The sequence below is a fragment of the Serratia sp. L9 genome (assembly GCF_050632285.1).
GTDB lineage: Bacteria > Pseudomonadota > Gammaproteobacteria > Enterobacterales > Enterobacteriaceae > Chania.
On record NZ_CP192593.1, the window covers coordinates 31,516 to 50,073 of the forward strand.

Genomic DNA, 18,558 nt, shown 5'->3' on the forward strand with positions numbered 1-18,558 from the left:
CCCTGCCCGTCGTAACGATGGATTAATGGCGAATTTGCGCCAGGTCGGTGGCAGTCAGACCGGTCATTTTCATTACGGAATCGCGATCGATACCGTTAGCCAGCATAGTGCGGGCAACGGCAAGCTTGCCCTCAAACACCCCTTCCTGGCGCCCTTCCTGGCGTCCTTCCTGACGTCCTTCTAAACGCCCCTTTTCCAGCCCGCGCTCCAGGCCTTTTTGTTCCAGTTTTTGTGCAATGGTCATAAGAACCTCCTCGTGCTGTGGTGCACGGCGTGCCAGCTCGCGGATAAAGGTTTCCGGAGAGGCAGTATCGCCAACCTGCAGCATGTAATTCATCAATGATGCCAGCTGCTCATTAGTAGTGTATCCGGCCAACAGCAAGGTGACCAGTTGTTCCAGTAATTCGGCCAGGTCGCGCTGTCGGACATGTTTTTGCAGCAATTCCAGGATGGCCATACGACGGTGCTGCATGATCTCATCGTCTGGAATAACGGTAACGTCGACCAGCGGAAAATCACCGGTATAAAGTTGTTGGGCCAGCTCGGGATCACCAAATGCATCCAGCCAGCGCATGGAATACGGGTAAGGTGTGACTTGACCATGGTAGAACAACAACGGGACGACGAGGGGCAATTGCTCATTGCCGGCAGCCAGGTGGCGTTGCATGGCTGCAACACTATATCTCAGCATGCGGAAGGCCATGTTTTTGTCTGGGCTCGACTGGTGTTCAATCAAACAATAAACGTATCCGTCGCCCTTTCCCGTCTTGAGTGAATACAGGACGTCGGAATAATAGGCACGAAGGTCTTCTTCGACAAAGTTGCCTGATTCCAGCCGTAACGTGCTCAGATCACAGGTTTTCAGCAGTGCCGGTGGCAGGTGCTGCTGCAGAAAGTCGCGGGCCGTTTCCGGGTGAGTCAGAAACTGCTTGAACAAGGCGTCATGAGGTGTGGGTGTCGTTTTCATGATGACATCGTAGCATGTAGAGTCTCCAGCTCAATATCGCCCCTCTTACTCCAGAGGATTTCCACATTTTAACCATGAAGCTGGCTCTATAACCCATACACCACAGTCGTACGCTTCTACTCCTCTATACCTGTATATTTTTGGGATATAAACTGTCCCAATAGATATTCAGAGGTGGTTTTCATTCGCCAAATACCTTTTTTTAGTCCAAAAAATGGGGGCTATCAGGGTAAACAAGCTGCCTGCAGAGAAAGCGCCTATACCAAGAAAAATACTTTCAGCCAGGCCACCACTTGAATAATCGAAAGCAGTCATTGCCATCATGAAAACAACTGCAAACAGGGCCAGATAGGTGTATTTATTGCGGATCGGGAACTCGATCAGCCCTGTACGGATAGCATTATCCCTAAGCCACCTACTGACTTTTTCAACATCAATAACAGGCTCGTAAAAAAGCTCTGTTTCCATGGCACTATTAGCATGAGTGAGTATGTCTTTTAATGGTGGTAACTCAGTTGGCCACTGATGTTGGCTTGGTACGCCATAAGCCCGGAGCAAAGGCCATGCAAAGGCGTAATGGCTGACTTTCTGAATATATCGTCCATCCAGAACGGCCCAAACATCCTTACCACCGGCGATATCCACGACATAAATCGCAATTCTTTCGGCTTTAGGATAATGATGAGTGTATACCCTGGCAGGGATATTATCGATCTTGTGATATCGACAAAAGTTGACGCGATTCTTTCCCTCATGAGGTAAGAACAGGCCGAGTTCAGGTATGCAGGTATAGCTGGTACTGCTTATTCCATATTCCGAAAAAATATGTGATTTGATTTTTTGTTCATCTTCTTTTGATTGATACCTATCTGGCCACCATCGCCAACTACAACCAAGAGTTTGAGCTACTGGGATTAGTGATGTTTCTGGTGTGTGTACTTCAGAATCCCGAGGCATGAAAGGAATGATGCTGTTAAAGAAACACATTCCAAAATAAGGGCCATACTCTCCTCCTCTCATTGGGCCATGAAGGTCATCAGGAACGTTTTCCGGGCAATCTCTGGCTTTCATATCGATATCGAACTTCAAATCAGTGAACTCGCGTGCTGCCTTGATTTGTGGGGCAGACAGGTAAGATAGATCGATAATATTCATGTTGTTATCATCCATGCCCTTTTAATCACTATTTTTCCCCTATTAACATCCTGTCATTAATTATGCAGACCCATGCCAAGGGGGCCAGCTAGTGAAAATAACCACCAGTTAATCGAGGGCAGTGTCATCAGGTGTGCCCAGTTTTTGCTGCAGTTGCCGTGAATAGCAGGCAATCGCATTGACTACGCCCGCGGTCATTTTAGCATCGGCTATCGCCGAATGTGCCGCCCCCTCCCATACCAGTTCTGCCTGACTGGCGGCACTGGCCAGCGAGATGGTGCCGTAGCGGTTCGTGGTCCCAAAGAAGTCAGCCGCCAGCTGCATGGCACAGTGTACGGTCACCGCGTTGAGCCAGTCGGCGCGATCGCCGTGCGCGGCGGCGGTCTGGCGCAGAATACGCGTATCAAATGCGGCATTGAAGATCACCAGGGGGCGCTGACCGATACAGTGCTGCAACTGCTGTGCGACGTCCGGCCAGGATGGGGCGTCAGCAAGGGCTGATGCATCAATGCCGTGTACTGCGGCCGCTTGCGGCGCGATGGCCACGGTAGGGTTCAGGCGGGTTTCAAATACCAGATTGCCGTCCGCATCTGTCAGGCCGATTTCCAGGGCTTGGTCGGCATCGCCGAGGCCGGTGGTTTCGGTATCGAGGAACAACGGAGCGTGGTGAAGCCAGGCGTCAGCGCGTACTGACGCACGCCCCTGCAGGCTGTTGAGTTGTGAACGAATGGCCAACTGGGCAGCGGCCTTTTTTTGCTTGTCTGACGGTTCCTGTTTCGGTCGCATCGGGACACAGTCAGCGATACGATATACCCCGTACTTCCCGCCATAGGTGCTCTTGTACCACTTTACCGGCTTTGTCCCTAGGGCGGGCTTCATGCGAAATTCATCCCGTAAACGTCCCTTGGAAAAGCACTTATCGTCAGCTAGCGCCTTCTCACGGCGTGACTGCAAATCATCGTCACTCATAGGTCCTCCATTTCGTTTATTCTGGCTTGATAGATGTCGCGTGCTTTCTCCCTGCCTGTTGTTGACAAGGAAAAGGCCAGTTGTAGCGACTGACGATCTCGGTATTTATCCAGCAAACTATGTTGGTTCAGTGTGTGACAGGAGCGGCGAAAATTTGTGTCAGCCAGTAGCTGCTGACGGGCTGAATTCACGATCCGTAACAGGGTTACCAGTGGCAGTGGTGCTAGTTTTCCCTGACGAACTTCCAGTCCGTAAAGGACATACAGGATGTCTTTCTGTACCGCGGACAAGCGCATGCTTTATACCCTTAATGATATCTAACATCATTAAGGGTAGCGCTGATGCATTCGCCTGTAAATGATGTTTCACATCATTAGCTATTCTCTTGGTGTATACGGTTTTTCATGGCTCTGAGCTCACGGGTATTTTGACGTTCGCTTTTTCGCCGGCGTGATACTCTGTCGAAGGCTTCCCGTTCGGCATCGGAAGCCGGGTGTTCACTGGCGGTCCAGCGCCGGAAGCTTGCCAGTGTGGCACTCCCCTGCGATTTCCCGCCGGTAGGTAGATCCGGATCGGCTGTTTTCCAGAGGACCACATTATCCGTAACTGAGACGATCAGCCGCTTCTCACCCTGTTTATTTTCATAGACGGTCCGTAATGTCAGGCCGCTGCCAATAAGTCCTGTCATATCCTCACCTGTTTGCAATGCTTGCGGCAGTTTTCCCCGGAGTATAAGCCAGTCCTGACGCTGTACCATCCAAGCCCGGAACGCGGGTGTCTGTTCCACTCTGAGTATGTACTTTCGCTTCCAGGCTTTGATAGGGCCCGCCTCCTGCGGCGGCTTCAGGAAGTCAGCGATGGCTCTGTCGGTCCAGAGCCGTTCCCGCAGTCCTTTTTTACTGATCCATTCCCTGTGCCAGGCGGCACTGGCCGCTTTACTCTCTTTTTCCCGCATGGCTGCGCCGTAAGCGCGGCGTTCAACTTGGGGTCAGTTTGGATATCGAAAATTATTGTACGTTAAGGGGTCTGAAGCCCAACCGTACGTTTTCGTACGGTTGGGCTTCAGACCCCTATTTCAGCTGGCTTCCCTTGCAAGCTTTATAGATAACATCAATAATACACTGTATATATATACAGAAAAATAGTGTTATGAAGATTGAAATTTTTAAATGCTCACCAGGCACAACCCACTCGTACTGCCTCTCTTTGCTAGTCCTTAGTGCAGACATCGGGCTCTCTGTCAGGAGTCTCTGCCCCGCAGGTGAACCCCTGCATAGGCAGCAACGGTGTGCTACGTTTCATAGAGAGAATTCACGATTAATAATTGATCTCAGATCAGAGAGTTAGCAGTTCTCAGAATATGTGCTCGATGTGTTTTTTCTAAAAAAATAATATTTTTCAGATGGTTGTATTTTTTTTAAAATACAAAAAAGCATACGTATAAGTTTAAGTTAATTTGAGATTTATCTCTATTTATATATATTACACAACATGCAAGAAAGCCAACAGCTAGGTTGATGGTGTAGAAAATATGATGATAATTAATTTTAAAATAGATGCATTATGCACCATGAAATAATTATCTGGGACCAACCACTTTAATGAAATAGACAACCATTCAAGAAAGCCATTTTTGCATATGGTTTTCATTTTCGATGTGGTGATGAAATTCCCGTTTTTTTACTGAAATATTAAAAGGATAATCCTTCATCTACTTACCTTTTAATCCACTGGGAACTATTCAATTTGCTGCATTTTTCAGTTAATAAACAGACTTCATTTGCAAATCAGTATTAATAAAAGGAATGGCCCAATGAAAAAGCCGCAACGTCTTTCCGTTATTGCTTCATTATTTATTGGCGGCGGAATTTTTACATTGGGGTATCCCACGTTCAGTCATGCTGAAGCGGCGCCTACACGTATCTACACAGTGAGAAATAACACCAGTCTTTATCAGTTCGCCCTGCAAAGCGGTCTGCAAGTAGCAGAATTGCGCCGACTCAACAACGGTAGTCTCCATCGGCGCGATACGCTCAAGGCCGGCGAAAGCCTCTTGTTGCCAGCTGATTCACCGCTATTTCCGATGGTTGCCAGTAACGCCCTGGTCAGTAATCTGCCCGAACTGGGCATGGGAAACGAACCGCTTCCAGAAACGGACGCCACAGCCATGAAAGTGGCGGGTGCTGCTCAGACCGTGGGGGCTCAAGACTGGAACAGCATGACCGGTGAACAAGTGAAAAATCAGGCTGAAGGATGGGCAAAAAACCAGGCAAAAGGTCAGTTAATTGACCCGTTGCAACAGCAGGCGCAGGGCTTGTTGGGGAAATTCGGCAAAGCGCAGGTCGGTATTGCCGTTGATGACCGGGGGATTTCAGCAAGAGTACCGTTTCCCTTTTTACCCCCTGGTATGAAAACGACGCCATGATCGCCTTCTCTCAGGTCGGTATTCATGATCAGGATAGCCGAACTATCGGTAACTTCGGAGGTGGTGTGCGCTGGGACAAGGGCTCCTGGCTCGTAGGCTATAACGCCTTCATGGATCAGGATTTTAGCCGTAACCATAGCCGCTTGGGTCTGGGGGCAGAGCTGTGGACCACGTCGCTAAGGTTGGCCACCAACTACTACCATCCGCTCTCCGGTTGGAAAAACTCGCGGGATTTTGACGACTACGAAGAACGTCCGGCGAAGGGGTTCGATGTCCGACTGCAGGGCTACCTGCCAGTCTATCCCCACCTGGGGGCCTCCGCGGTCTATGAGCAGTATTTTGGTGACGAAGTCGCCCTGTTCGGTAAGGAGAATCTCCAGAAGGATCCGCGAGCTGTCACACTGGGCGTGGACTATACCCCATTCCCGCTGGCGACGCTTAAAGCGAGCCACCGAGAAGGTCAGCAAGGACAGCAGGAAACCAAGCTTGACCTGCAGATTAACTATCAGTTGGGCACGCTTCTGGACAGACAACTCGACCCCAGTAATGTGGCGGCTATGCGTACGCTGATAGGGAGTCGCTATGACAGCGTCGACCGCAACTATGACATTGTGCTGGAGTATCGAGAAAAGTCTGGTTTGCTGTCACTCGACCTGGCCGCTGTACCGACCACGCTGCTGGAGGGCGATGTGCATGTAATGCAGCCACTGGTCAACAATAAATACCGGATAACCGGCGTGACCTGGAAAGGTGACACGATCCCGTTGTCTCTGCTTCCAACAGCCGGAGGGGACAATCCCCAGGGCTGGCAAATTACTCTGCCTGCCTGGGATCCGGCACCGAGCGCGGAAAACCGTTATCAATTGGCACTCACCGTGGTGGATGAAAAAGGGCGCGAGGCCACGTCGAACACAGTAGATATCGTGGTCGGACAGCAGCGTCAGGGACAATTGGTATTGGAAAGTGCCGCCAGTGTTCCGGCATCCGGTCTGGAGACCGATGCTGTTGGGCTGGTCGCCTACCTGGAAAATCATCTGGGCCAACCCGTTCATGATGCACAGCTCCAGCCTGTATGGCTGGTGACTGATGCGGTAACCGGTAAACCAGTTACCTGGACCGCGCCGGGAGAAGACTGTCCGGTCGATGCACAGGAGCAGGTGCAACGCTGCCTGAGGATAATAAAAGCACAGACGGAAGAGCGTAATGGTATCGACCACCACGTGATGAAACTGGCCAGTACACTGCCCGGCACCTTCCTAGTAAAAGCTAGTCTGGGGGTGTTTGGCGATACGGTTTCGCAGACGCTCACCTTTACCGGTGGAGGCCCTGATTTGGTAGCAAGGGCTGAAATTCATGATCCTGAAGGACAGGATCTGCTGACCAGTGGAACCCACCCGCAAGTGGGGGTGACTTATACCGTGAAACTGTTTGATGCCAGCAATAACGACATTACCGCGAGTATACCAGCCGAGACCGTGCGCTGGGTACTAGACGGCACCAACACGGCAGGTTGTGCCAGCACACTGAATGACCATGATACCGGTATTACCGGGTATCAGTTTACGCCACGAACCAATGGTAACAGCAATACTAGCGTGGCGTGTGGTGATCAGGGGTTTGGCCTGAAAGTGCTCTGGTAACTCCGGCAGTCCCCTGGCTTTGCCAAAACGAATTAAACAAGAGATGAGTGATGAAAATGCATTTTACGCTAAAGAAACTGACGCTGGCATTGGCATTCGCGGGCTGCTTGGTCAGCTCTGTGTGGGCTGGCAGTACACCGACAACTGCATCGGTGCAGGGGAGCGCACCGGTACTGAACGCCCCATCCAATGGAAAAAACCAAGCAATTGACCTTAGCAGCAGTGCGACGGGATCTCATTTGACCACAGGTGACACTATAACCCTGACTTATGGCTACACCGACGCGGATGGGGATGCGGATGATTCCACTGCCCATGTGAGTTGGTATTACGTCAAGGCAGGAACAGAAACCCCAATCACGGCCGGTATCACAAATGTACCTGCTATAGGGAACTCTCCGGGGACCAGTACGCTGGCCATTCCAGGGACTGCCATTGGCGCAGACAGAATAAAAGTGGTGATACAGGAACACTCGGCAACGGGGGCCCCAATAGCAGGCCAGACGATTACTGTGGATGACACCAGTATCGGAGGGGAGGAACCGTGACACCGCCGGGGCCAATTGAGCCAGGGCGGCATGTTGCTGGCGGAGTATTCCTCCAGTCTGACAATCCAGGCGCGGGCAGCGGAGCAACCGATTATGCCCGTTCACCAGACGCTCATCCACAAGTCGGGGCCACCTATGTTTTTCGGGCCTGGGATGATAGCAATAACAATGGCGTCTGGGATGACGGTGAGACCGAACTGACCACCACTCTGAGCAGTATCCAGTGGCGCCTGGACGGCACCAACTCGTCGGCGAGCGGCACGGATACTACCGTGACGCTGAGCAACCATGCCATTGCAGGTGCGACCACCGACACCTATACCGTGCCGGTCAACAGCACCTCTACTTCTGGAGCGGCCTCGGGGGACCAGGGCTTCAGCCTGAAAGTGGATTTTAACTAGATCGCCGATACTGAATAAATCACTTGACCCTATGTTGATGTAAATCCTGTAACACCAAGTTGCGGGAATACCTCACTTTCATATTTTATAGAGTACAAAGGAAACAGACAATGATACGCAAGACTCCGAATTTTACATTGAAAAAACTGGTACTGGCCCTAGCGATTGCCGGTTACACCATGAGTAGTGCTTATGCAGTACTGACTAATCCAACCGGAGCTATTCAAGGTACAGCCCCTGTGTTGAGTGCACCATCTAATAATGCGCCTCAGGCTGTTGACTTGAGCAGTAGCAGTGGTGGCAATACGTTGGCCACGGGTGACACTATCACGCTGACCTATGACTATCACGACGCTGATGGAGATGCGGATAACTCCACGGCGCATGTGAACTGGTATTACGTCAAGGGGGAAATTGAAACCCCGATCACGACCGGTATAGAGAATGCCCCCGCAACAGGGAACTCATCCGGAACCAGCAAGCTGACCATTCCCGGGATTGCCATTGGTGCGGACAGGATAAAAGTGGTGATACAGGAATACTCGGCTACGGGTGCCCCCATCAGTGGAAAGACCCTCACTATCGAGGATACCAACAGTGGCATTGGCGGGGGGACAACAACGCCACCAGGGCCAATCTTACCTGGCGAAGGACCGGATTCTGGCGTGACACCGGGAATTTACCTCAGCAGTGACACGGCGTTTGCCAATAATCTGATTGGAACGGCAACACCTCTGAAAGTAGGCGATAGCTATGTGTTCAGACTGACGGACAGCGAATCCGGTGCTGACCTGACTGAAAATGTCAGTTACAACTGGCGTCTGGTGGGAACCAGTGCCACCACTGGCACTGCTGCCCCTGCGACCGGTTTTGCAACCAGCATCACTGATGGCAACTTTACCGTACCGACGAATACGCAGCCAAATGGTACCGAATTGACAGGTTCGGCTGATGGTGCTCAGGGCTTCAACCTGGCAGTAGATTACAACTAATTATCGGAATCCTTTACCTCTCAGGTCTCACGGTCAGAATATCTCGTCGGTGAGGCCTCGGGGTCGCAATAAGGACAGACAAGTCATGCAAGACCATACGAGGGTAAAGCAGGTTATCGTTTTACATCCATGCCACTTTACCCGCCAGGGCATAAGCGCGCTGTTGCCTTCGGTGTACCGCATTTTCGACACAGATGATCTGGACCTGTGCAAAAAAGGTTACTGTCCCGCAGGTCGGCAGACTTGTTAATAATCAGTTTGCAAGGCGAGCGTTACTCAATGGTCGGCGCGCTCAATCTGATAGGTGTACTCTGTTGTAACCGTGCCAACGTTCGGATCCTGGTGATACAGGACACCGGAAGGAATCCGGGACTGGGGAATTACCTAGCGCAATATGGCAGTCATGTGACAGTGATTGAGCCAAACAGCCGGTTACTCGTATTTACCCAACGGCTTGAGCAGATAATGCACGGGAAGGAACCATCGACTCAGCAGGTTGGCTCGCGTGCTGGCGAGGGATATCCGAACAGCCTGTCCGTACAGGAGCTGTTGATACTGGAGACGTTGCTGACAGGTAAAAGAGCTCGACAGGTCACCTGTCAACTGTCCCTTGATGAGAAAGCCTTCAGTTATTACAAACGCCGTGCTCTGACGAAACTGGGGATAAAAAACATTCATTTACTTTTATCCCGACGTTCTCCTGTGTCGCTATTATAACTTAAGTGTCGTTTGAGTTTGTCTTAGAGATAAGTGTCGCTCTAATAATAAACAAAGCAAAAGAATTAGGTACTCAAAAATGAGATAGCAACAGCGACGCTTACTAATACTCATAAGGGAATGTTGACTGTTTGGGCAAGCGTGAACAACGTTGAACGGAGCGTGAATACCACCTTCATAGCGGACGAGAGCACGGCGAACATCAGTGGCGCAGATTTTATTGTGGCAAGTGGAGCTGTTGCGGATGGTTCGGACAGCAATGCGTTGAGTGCCACCGTCAAAGATGCTCACGGCAACCTATTATCCAATGTAGATGTGACCTTTACCGTAACTGAAGGTGCGGCGATACCAGCAACGCAGACGGTGAAAACCAATGAGAGCGGTGTGGCGCAGACTGCACTGGTGAGCACCGTTGCTGGAGATAATCAGGTGACAGTGACGTCGCTGGGAAGTACGCCAGCAGCGAAGGTGTCTAGTTTTATTGCTGGCACTGCTGACAGCTCCAAATCCACGCTGATAGTCTCTCCGGCATCTATTGTGGCGGACGGGGTAAGTTCTTCTTTGGTGACCTTTACGGCCAGGGATGCGAATAACAACCCGCTGTCGGGGTTATCGGTCAATCTTGCTGGCAGTGGCGTGGCTCATTCCTGGGATGCCCCGGTTAAGGACAACGGAAACGGGACTTACACCCAGCAGTTAAAAGGCACGGTAGCGGGCGCGGTGACTGTGGTACCGAAAGTGGGCGGTGCTGAGGTAGCGAGACTTAGCAAGGTGGTTACGTTCACACCGGGCCCGATTAGTGCCACCACCTCAACCCTGATTGCTTCACCAACATCAATTGTGGCGGATGGATTAAAGACCTCTCAAGTGACTTTTACGGCTAAAGATGCCAATAACAATCCGATTAAGGGGTTGGTGGTTAATCTCTTTGGTAGTGGGGTTGCCCATTCCTGGGTAGCGCCGGTGAAGGATAATGGTGACGGTACTTACACGCAGGAGTTAAAAGGGACGCAAGCAGGCACGGTGACCGTGGTACCCAAAGTGGGCGGTGTTGTGGTAGAGGGACTTAGCAAGGTGGTCACCTTTGTGGAGATACCTGCGATTATAGGGGTGTCTGCCAATGGCTACAATTTTGCGGTAGGTGCCGGGTTCCCGAGTACCGGATTTACCGGTGCAACATTTACCCTGAAAATGTCTGGTATAGCGAGTGATTACACCTGGACTAGCAGCGCTCCATCATGGGTTACGGTGAATAATAGTGGTCAGGTGAGTTTTACATCTCAGGGAGATTCATCGCCAGTGACGGTTACGGCGACACCGATGGGGGAGGAGTACCTTTGACCTACACCTTCACCATAAATAATTGGTTTATCAATAAGGGCTCGACGAAGATGAATTGGTCCGATGCATCCGATTGGTGTTTAACTCAAGGATGGAGTCAAGCCACCATTGCGAAGTTGATATCAAACGACACCCAACGAAATATAGGGGCTTTATGGTCGGAGTGGGGCAATATGTCTCTACTACATAATTCCGGTTTCTACAACAACTACTATTGGACATCTGAGGATTCTGGTAATGGCCACTACATCGTCAACCTATTCGCTGGCTACACCAACCGCAGCGGCAACAGCGACAACTTCTATGTTGTGTGTTATCGGGGTCTTTAATCTTTAGTGTTTAGATTTTAACCTTGGTCTTTTTTTGGGGTGCCCGTGTCTTGAGGCGCGGGTTTTCTCGGGAAATGCCAGCGCACTTATGGCTGACTCCAAGCGTTGAATCATGATATAAAGGGGGAGTGAAATGAACATTAAGGACAGTCTGGTACTGAGTGCTCGACCAGGCAAGATAGCTCTGATTCGTGAGGGGTTGTTTTGCGTTGTTATCAACATATCCGGCGTCGTTAGTAGGCTAAATGACCTGAGCCATGATGTTATCCGAGCCTTATTTCCTAATCACTACACCGGCATTTGATTACCTAGGTCAACTTCAGGCTGTTACAGGGAAGGTAGCCGTTTTCTCATCAGTGCCTGCAAACTCAGTTGGTCATTCTTACTGGTAGTATTGCAGCGATTTAATTCATAGCAAAAGCCTTACTCATATTAAAATCAACCGCATCAGTCAGTACACAGCAAATGATCCGGGTCATCTTATTGGCCGGTGCGACGGTTGCTTTTAGAAATCCTCGGCGGACTTCAAGTTTCTGTAGCTACCGTCCCAGATTGTCATCACGTCTTTTGACATATCGCATAATTATTAATGGTGGCTCTGTCGCGTTAACGATGGCAAGTCTGCAAAAGTGGTGTTGTGGATTATTTAGGCAACCAGAAGATAGAACTGTTCTGCCGGTGACAACCCATCCCCTTGGGGATACTGAAACCGCCCTTTGCGTATCTAGTCATATTAATAATATGGTTTTTAGCAAACACATCATTGCTAAATTGATTCAAATCAAAAATATGTTATTTAAGTTTTTTAGATGAGGTATGATATTTAAATATCAATGTTTTTATTTTAAATGATGGCAATTTTCGCCTAAAAGGTATCGCTATAATTTTAAGTTTATTTGAGATTTTGCTCGAAATCTGTATATTATTGTTGTTTACAACTAGTCTCTTTAGCTTACAGGTTTTAAATGAATCATTCGCCTAAAATAAATCAACTTAAGAATCTTCGAGCAATCATTCATCATGGTGGAGTCCGTCCTGCTGCTATAGCGTTAGGGCAAACTCAACCAGCGATGACGAGAAGTTTAAATGAACTTGAGAGAATACTGGGCACTCGATTATTGGTGAAGGGAGAAAGTGGCGTCATTTTAACGAAAACAGGAAAGGCATTCGAAGCAAGAGCGAACGCGATATTAAATGAACTTGATCGAGCTGTTGATGAAGTAAAACAAATTGAGCAGGTATCTCACGGCGAAGTCGTCTTCGGGTGTTCTCATTTTCCGGCTTTTAACGTCATTCCTGAGTTGTTAAATGATTTTAAGAACCAACACAGAGCCGCCAGGATCACGGTCATTGAAGGCCAGTTCTCTGAGTTATTATCTGCTTTGCGTGTGGGTAAAATGGATTTTTTATTGGAAATACGTTGAATTTATCATCACGCGAGTTCATTTCAAAACATTTAATGACCCTTGTTTTTTGTATTATGGGTAGAAAAGGACACCCTCTGATAAATAGTCGGTCATTAGACGAGTTACAAGGCGCAAAGTGGTTTTTGCCAGCGGTGAATGCCGGGTATTATATAAATATAGAAGATTTGATTTTTCCTGGCGGTAACGCTAATGACAATGTGGTGATTTATGGTGACTCTCTTTCTGTTGCGAGAAAGCTAGTGTTTGAACATGACTTCCTGTTTGCGGGCCCCAAATGCATGCTGAATGAAGTTGGTTATCAGGGGGTTTTAGATATTATCCCCATACGAGAAAAACTTCCTGACGGTCAATATAGCTTGGTGTATCACAAAAGTCAGATATTAACGCCAATCGCAGATGCGTTAATTGAATGTATACTTCATTCGTATAGTAACTTATCCAATAGTCAGTGATAATTATATCTTTGAAAAGATACAATAAAAGTTTTAGCATGGTTTATTACACTGTGTATAAATACTCATAGGCGCAAGGTCTGAATATTTTCAAAAAAGGTTATAGTTAGTTTTTAAAAAAATTTGTAATAGCTAATTTATTATAGAGCGATAGTAGCTTATGATAAAAAGGTTCTGGATGTTTTTATTAGTAAAGTTTCCTTGGGTGGGTGCTTTGCTTTTCTCAATTATATTTTGGCTCTTGTCAATGGCTTCTATATTTTATTTAAGTCAGGGCTAATGATGATAACAAAGCTTTCATTTATACATGTGTTATGCCAAGCACGAACTATGAACTAAAAATATTTTAATGAACAATCAAATATTTCAATGCATTTTAATGAAAACTTCAACCATTATGCATATAGGAGTTCGAACAGTACCTGCATAAACGCTACCTGAGCAACAAAGCCCAATAAGACCGGTGGTACTGGAAAACAGTACACAGCGGAGCCAAAGTACCGCGATTAACGAGAATGGGCAATGGAAGTCCGCCGTGGCTTACTGTCGATACGCCGATGATTTTGTTATTGTCGTTAAAAGTAATGAAACACAAACGCAGGAGGTCAGAGAAGAATGCCGCCAAGCCCTCTAAGAGGACTCGAAACTCTGGCTGAAAATGGAGAAAACCACCATCCCCCACGTTAATGACGGATTTGTTTTTCTGCGGCACTGGCTCATCCGCAAACGCAGTCGTTACGGCGATATGCGGGTGGTGTTAATCATCCCATACATCGCGTTTGCTGACGTGGCTATGGCGTTCACCAGCGTTTAAACGGAGAGCCGGATGCACAGAAAGGAGCACCTCCGGTGTGGAGAGAAAAGGCCGGGAATAGTGCGATTACGCCCTGCCTCTTACTTTACTCTGGGCGGGTAAGCGCTGGGTTTCTTTAGCCATTGTTCGTGATCTATTTTCACGTAAACCAATTGGCTGGGCTATGCCATTCTTCCCGGATTCTACCAGCTAAAGCGCTATCTATGGTCTGGGAAGCAAGAGGAAAACCCACTAATATTCTGTATCACTTCGATCAAGGCGGCCACTATGTCTGAAGTAATTTCAAACAGTTAATGTGGCGAAATCAGATAAAGCAAAGCCAGAAAACGGAGTGATATCGGATGGAGCCTGCACAGAGATAACGAATTACATCTCGGGATATTAGAGCCAGCTTAGACCTCATCAGTATAAGGAGGTTTGACGCCGAATGTATCTGAACTATTGTTCAGGAAAAACTCTAAAGTCGTGGCTAGTTTTGCTCGACCACTACACAGATAACAAACAGCATATTACCCGATGAGCTCTTAATGCGACAGAACCGATTATAAAGGGGTAGCACGTAGACTACACTTGTTTTTGAGGCTAAAGCATAGGATATCAATCTGAGCGAAGTGAGATAATTAATGAAAGAAATACCTAAGATTCATCAGCTTAAAAATTTTCGAGCAATCATTCATCATGGTGGAGTCCGTCCTGCTGCTATAGCGTTAGGGCAAACTCAACCAGCGATGACGAGAAGTTTAAATGAACTTGAGAGAATACTGGGCACTCGATTATTGGTGAAGGGAGAAAGTGGCGTCATTTTAACGAAAACAGGAAAGGCATTCGAAGCAAGAGCGAACGCGATATTAAATGAACTTGATCGAGCTGTTGATGAAGTAAAACAAATTGAGCAGGTATCTCACGGCGAAGTCGTCTTCGGGTGTTCTCATTTTCCGGCTTTTAACGTCATTCCTGAGTTGTTAAATGATTTTAAGAACCAACACAGAGCCGCCAGGATCACGGTCATTGAAGGCCAGTTCTCTGAGTTATTATCTGCTTTGCGTGTGGGTAAAATGGATTTTTTATTGGAAATACGTTGAATTTGTCATCACGCGAGTTCATATCAGAACATTTAATGACTCTTGATTTTTGTATTATGGGTAGAAAGGGACACCCTCTGATAAATAGTCAGTCATTGGACGAGTTACAAGGCGCAAAGTGGTTTTTGCCAGCGGTGAATGCCGGGTATTATATAAATATAGAAGATTTGATTTTTCCTGGCGGTAACGCTAATGACAATGTGGTGATTTATGGTGACTCTCTTTCTGTTGCGAGAAAGCTAGTGTTTGAACATGACTTCCTGTTTGCGGGCCCCAAATGCATGCTGAATGAAGTTGGTTATCAGGGGGTTTTAGATATTATCCCCATTCGAGAAAAACTTCCTGACGGTCAATATAGTTTGGTGTATCACAAGAGTCAGATATTAACCCCTATTGCGGCGAAATTAATTAAAGAAATACTTTACTCATATGGGAATTTTTTGGTGTCTTTCCAACAGTAGAACAGAGGGACTAATTCGCTGGACTGACGAGCTTCATCCCGGCAGAAGAGCCTGTCCATAATTCTGTGTAACTGCCAGCGTATTAAAGGTGCTCGTTTAGACGGTCACCAAACTCGATAATAAAGCGGCTCATCGCCAACCGCCAGCTCTGGATTGGCATACTCCATTTTTTCGATGCTGCCTGGATCGCCAGATAAATCACTTTTCGCACTGAGTCGTCTGTTGGGAACACCTTACGTTTCTTTATCGCCTGCCGGATTACGCTGTTCAGCGATTCTATAGCGTTGGTCGTGTAAATGGCCTTGCGGATATCCGCAGGGTAACCGAAGAACGTGTTGAGATTTTCCCAGTGGGTACGCCAGCTTTTGCTGATTTGCGGGTATTTCTCATCCCAGATACCTGCAAACTTATCCAATGCCATCAGGGCGGCTTCCTCTGTCGGGGCCTGATACACCGTTTTCAGCACGCTAGTCACCGCTTTGTAGTCTTTCCACGAAACGTATTTCAGGCTGTTACGCACCATGTGGATAATGCATAACTGGATGTGGATAATGCATAACTGGATGTGGGTTTGCGGATAAACGCTGTTTATCGCCTCTGGGAAGCCCTTCAAGCCGTCCACGCAGGCAATCAGGATGTCCTGAAGCCCCCGATTTTTCAACTCGGTCAACACGTTGAGCCAGAACTTTGCTCCCTCATTCTCGGCTAGCCACATGCCCAGCAGTTCTTTTTTACCTTCAGTATTAATCCCCAGAGCCAGGAAGACGGCCTTGTTGATGACACTGCCATTTTGACGCACTTTCACTACGATACAGTCAAGGTAAACAATGGGATACAGTGAGTCGAGGGGGCGATTCTGCCACTCGGTGACCTGTTCTTTGACGGCATCAGTGACTTTGGATATTAGCGTGGGTGACACATCGGCATCGTACATCTCCTTGAATGTGGCAACGATTTCCCTTGTGGTCATTCCTTTGGCATACAAGGATAAAATCTGGCTGTCCATCTGCGTGATACGTGTCTGATTTTTCTTGATTAACTGAGGCTCGAAAGTGTTTTCGCGATCACGGGGTGTATTCAGTTCGACCTCGCCATCATCAGTGAGCAGCGTCTTTGATGAGTAACCGTTGCGGGTATTCGAACCTGTTTTAGGGGCATTTTTTTCATGACCAAGGTGTTCGGTAAGCTCAGCATTCAACGCCGTTTCGACGGTGAGCTTGGTCAGCATACGAGAAAACGCATTAAGATCGGCTTCGGTTTTGAGGCCTTTAGCCAGTTCGGCAGCCGGTGCCTTAAGTTTCTTTTCGTCCATAATTTGCCTGTCTCCATTGTCAGGAAGAACATATCAAAAACAGGCAATTACACAATTTAAATTACAGTCTCCGGCAGAAGGCGTACCTTCACCACTACGAGAAATCAGCGTGCTTCCTTCGAACCAGAAGCGAAGTACCAGGCGGGTATACTTTCAACGGTGCCAGGCGAATTGATCTTACCCACGTAATGTGGACACGGCCCTAAGCGAGGTTCTGGTTTTCAAATTGTTCCGGGCTGAGGCTGCCACAGGCACTGTGGCGTCGCCAGCGATTGTAATCGCACTCGATATAATTAAACACCGTCGTCCGCATTATTTCCCGGCGGGTAAAGCGCTCACCGTGGATACATTCCACTTTCAGTGAGTGGAAGAAGCTTTCCGAGCAGACATTGTCGTAGCAGCAACCCTTCGCACTTATGCTGCCACGCAGATTATTCCGCTTCAGCAGGGCCTGATATTCCGCTGAACAGTACTGATCACCCCGGTCGGTATGAACAATGACATTTTCCGGGCGTTTTCGCCGCCACAGCGCCATTTGCAGCGCATCGCAGGCAAGCTGAGCCGTCATTCGTGATGACATTGACCAGCCGATAACCGCACGGGACCACAGGTCGATGACCACCGCCAGATACAGCCAGCCCTCATCGCTATGCAGGTACGTGATGTCTCCTGCCCATTTCTGGTTCGGTTCGCTGGCGTAAAAATCCTGTTTCAACAGATTCTTCGATACCGGCAGAGCATGGGCGCGGTAACTGACCGCACTGAACTTCCCGGAGGCTTTCGCCCGCAGCCCCTGACGACGCAGGCTGGCTGCGATTGTTTTAACGTTATATTCCGGCAACTCGTCTGCAAGACGCGGCGCACCATACCGCTGTTTTGCTTCAGTGAAGGCTTTACTGACCCCCGCATCACAAGCCAGCCGGAACTGTTGTCGGTGATTGAGTTGATGGCGACGCAGACACCAAGCGTACCAGCCGCTGCGGGCAACCCGAAGCACCCGACACATCGCTTTGATACTGAACCCAGCCTGATGATTTTCGATGAAGCCATACTTCATTTCAGGCACTTCGCGAAGTATGTCGCGGCCTTTTGGAGGATGGCCAGCTCCTCATCTCGTTCTGCCAGTTGTCGCTTAAGGCGGACTATTTCAACGGACATTTCCTGCTCACGTTCGGAAGATGAATGCGCATTTTTCAGCTGGCTGCGCCAGGCATAAAGTTGTGATTCATAGAGGCTGAGTTCGCGAGCAGCGCAGCAACACCGATGCGTTCGGCAAGCTTCAGGGCTTCACTGCGAAATTCAGGCGTGTGTTGTTTGCGGTTTTTTTGGTGGTTGATACTGGTTTTGTCATGAGTCACCTCTGGTTGAGAGTTTACTCACTTAGTCCCGTGTCCACTACTCGCGGGTAAGATCAAAGAACGATCAGTGTTGGAGTGTTGATTGCGGTTGTACGTTCTCGACTCATTAAACGATGGCTCGTTTGAGAACTACGCCGCAACCAAGGACTGACATTCATAGTAAGCAAA

The 18,558-nt window shown here is 48.6% G+C and carries 15 protein-coding genes and 5 pseudogenes; 13 read left to right on the forward strand and 7 right to left on the reverse strand.

The features are described 5' to 3' along the window. Positions 1-22 precede the first annotated feature (22 nt). From ACQ86O_RS27285 to ACQ86O_RS27300, 4 genes are all read right to left on the reverse strand, one after another. Positions 23-967 carry an Rpn family recombination-promoting nuclease/putative transposase gene (locus tag ACQ86O_RS27285; RefSeq protein WP_431225935.1) on the reverse strand — a complete coding sequence of 315 codons (945 nt, stop codon included), beginning with the start codon at positions 965-967 and terminating at the stop codon, positions 23-25. A gap of 168 nt (positions 968-1,135) precedes the next feature. Next, the gene (locus ACQ86O_RS27290) at positions 1,136-2,122 is read right to left on the reverse strand and encodes a hypothetical protein (protein WP_431225936.1); all 987 of its coding nucleotides are present in this window, start codon (positions 2,120-2,122) and stop codon (positions 1,136-1,138) included. 108 nt (positions 2,123-2,230) lie between these two features. Further along, a complete protein-coding gene (locus ACQ86O_RS27295; RefSeq protein WP_431225937.1) occupies positions 2,231-3,091 on the reverse strand; it encodes a 3'-5' exonuclease in 861 nt (286 codons plus the stop codon). 373 nt (positions 3,092-3,464) lie between these two features. Continuing rightward, positions 3,465-4,046, reverse strand: a complete 582-nt coding sequence (locus ACQ86O_RS27300; protein WP_431225938.1) for a hypothetical protein — start codon at positions 4,044-4,046, stop codon at positions 3,465-3,467. A gap of 858 nt (positions 4,047-4,904) precedes the next feature. Between ACQ86O_RS27300 and ACQ86O_RS27305 the strand changes: the two genes are divergently transcribed. From ACQ86O_RS27305 to ACQ86O_RS27335, 7 genes and pseudogenes are all read left to right on the forward strand, one after another. Further along, positions 4,905-5,516 carry a hypothetical protein gene (locus ACQ86O_RS27305; RefSeq protein ID WP_431225939.1) on the forward strand — a complete coding sequence of 204 codons (612 nt, stop codon included), beginning with the start codon at positions 4,905-4,907 and terminating at the stop codon, positions 5,514-5,516. Then, positions 5,513-7,156 (forward strand): inverse autotransporter beta domain-containing protein, encoded by a 1,644-nt coding sequence (locus ACQ86O_RS27310; protein WP_431225940.1) that lies wholly within the window; start codon positions 5,513-5,515, stop codon positions 7,154-7,156. Before ACQ86O_RS27305 ends, ACQ86O_RS27310 begins: the two co-directional genes overlap by 4 nt. 50 nt (positions 7,157-7,206) lie before the next feature. Further along, positions 7,207-8,105 (forward strand): annotated as a pseudogene (locus ACQ86O_RS27315) (SinI family autotransporter-associated protein). A gap of 113 nt (positions 8,106-8,218) precedes the next feature. Beyond that, the gene (locus ACQ86O_RS27320; RefSeq protein WP_431225975.1) at positions 8,219-9,097 is read left to right on the forward strand and encodes a SinI family autotransporter-associated protein; all 879 of its coding nucleotides are present in this window, start codon (positions 8,219-8,221) and stop codon (positions 9,095-9,097) included. Between the two features lie 279 nt (positions 9,098-9,376). Continuing rightward, positions 9,377-9,814 (forward strand): LuxR C-terminal-related transcriptional regulator, encoded by a 438-nt coding sequence (locus ACQ86O_RS27325; protein WP_431225941.1) that lies wholly within the window; start codon positions 9,377-9,379, stop codon positions 9,812-9,814. A gap of 222 nt (positions 9,815-10,036) precedes the next feature. Continuing rightward, a complete protein-coding gene (locus ACQ86O_RS27330; RefSeq protein WP_431225942.1) occupies positions 10,037-11,155 on the forward strand; it encodes an invasin domain 3-containing protein in 1,119 nt (372 codons plus the stop codon). A gap of 173 nt (positions 11,156-11,328) precedes the next feature. After that, positions 11,329-11,484, forward strand: a complete 156-nt coding sequence (locus ACQ86O_RS27335; RefSeq protein ID WP_431225943.1) for a hypothetical protein — start codon at positions 11,329-11,331, stop codon at positions 11,482-11,484. 646 nt (positions 11,485-12,130) lie between these two features. Here the strand turns inward: ACQ86O_RS27335 and ACQ86O_RS27340 are convergent. Next, positions 12,131-12,208 (reverse strand): annotated as a pseudogene (locus tag ACQ86O_RS27340) (IS6 family transposase); the annotation flags it as partial. A 241-nt stretch (positions 12,209-12,449) separates the two neighbouring features. On the opposite strand from ACQ86O_RS27340, the gene ACQ86O_RS27345 reads away from it, so the two are divergent. From ACQ86O_RS27345 to ACQ86O_RS27370, 6 genes and pseudogenes are all read left to right on the forward strand, one after another. Next, a complete protein-coding gene (locus ACQ86O_RS27345; RefSeq protein ID WP_431225944.1) occupies positions 12,450-12,908 on the forward strand; it encodes a LysR family transcriptional regulator in 459 nt (152 codons plus the stop codon). After that, positions 12,905-13,363: a LysR substrate-binding domain-containing protein gene (locus ACQ86O_RS27350; RefSeq protein WP_431225945.1), complete on the forward strand. Its 459-nt coding sequence runs from the start codon at positions 12,905-12,907 to the stop codon at positions 13,361-13,363. The genes ACQ86O_RS27345 and ACQ86O_RS27350 overlap by 4 nt, the downstream gene beginning before the upstream one ends. Positions 13,364-13,770: 407 nt before the next feature. Continuing rightward, positions 13,771-14,174: pseudogene (locus tag ACQ86O_RS27355) on the forward strand (hypothetical protein); the annotation flags it as partial. Between the two features lie 82 nt (positions 14,175-14,256). After that, positions 14,257-14,675, forward strand: a pseudogene (locus ACQ86O_RS27360) (DDE-type integrase/transposase/recombinase); the annotation flags it as partial. A gap of 125 nt (positions 14,676-14,800) precedes the next feature. Next, the gene (locus ACQ86O_RS27365) at positions 14,801-15,259 is read left to right on the forward strand and encodes a LysR family transcriptional regulator (RefSeq protein WP_431225946.1); all 459 of its coding nucleotides are present in this window, start codon (positions 14,801-14,803) and stop codon (positions 15,257-15,259) included. A 35-nt stretch (positions 15,260-15,294) separates the two neighbouring features. After that, a complete protein-coding gene (locus tag ACQ86O_RS27370) occupies positions 15,295-15,720 on the forward strand; it encodes a LysR substrate-binding domain-containing protein (RefSeq protein ID WP_431225947.1) in 426 nt (141 codons plus the stop codon). An 82-nt stretch (positions 15,721-15,802) separates the two neighbouring features. Here the strand turns inward: ACQ86O_RS27370 and ACQ86O_RS27375 are convergent, their stop codons facing one another. Beyond that, the gene (locus ACQ86O_RS27375; protein WP_431225948.1) at positions 15,803-17,032 is read right to left on the reverse strand and encodes an IS256 family transposase; all 1,230 of its coding nucleotides are present in this window, start codon (positions 17,030-17,032) and stop codon (positions 15,803-15,805) included. 202 nt (positions 17,033-17,234) lie between these two features. Next, positions 17,235-18,383: pseudogene (locus ACQ86O_RS27380) on the reverse strand (IS3 family transposase). Between the last annotated feature and the right edge of the window lie 175 nt (positions 18,384-18,558).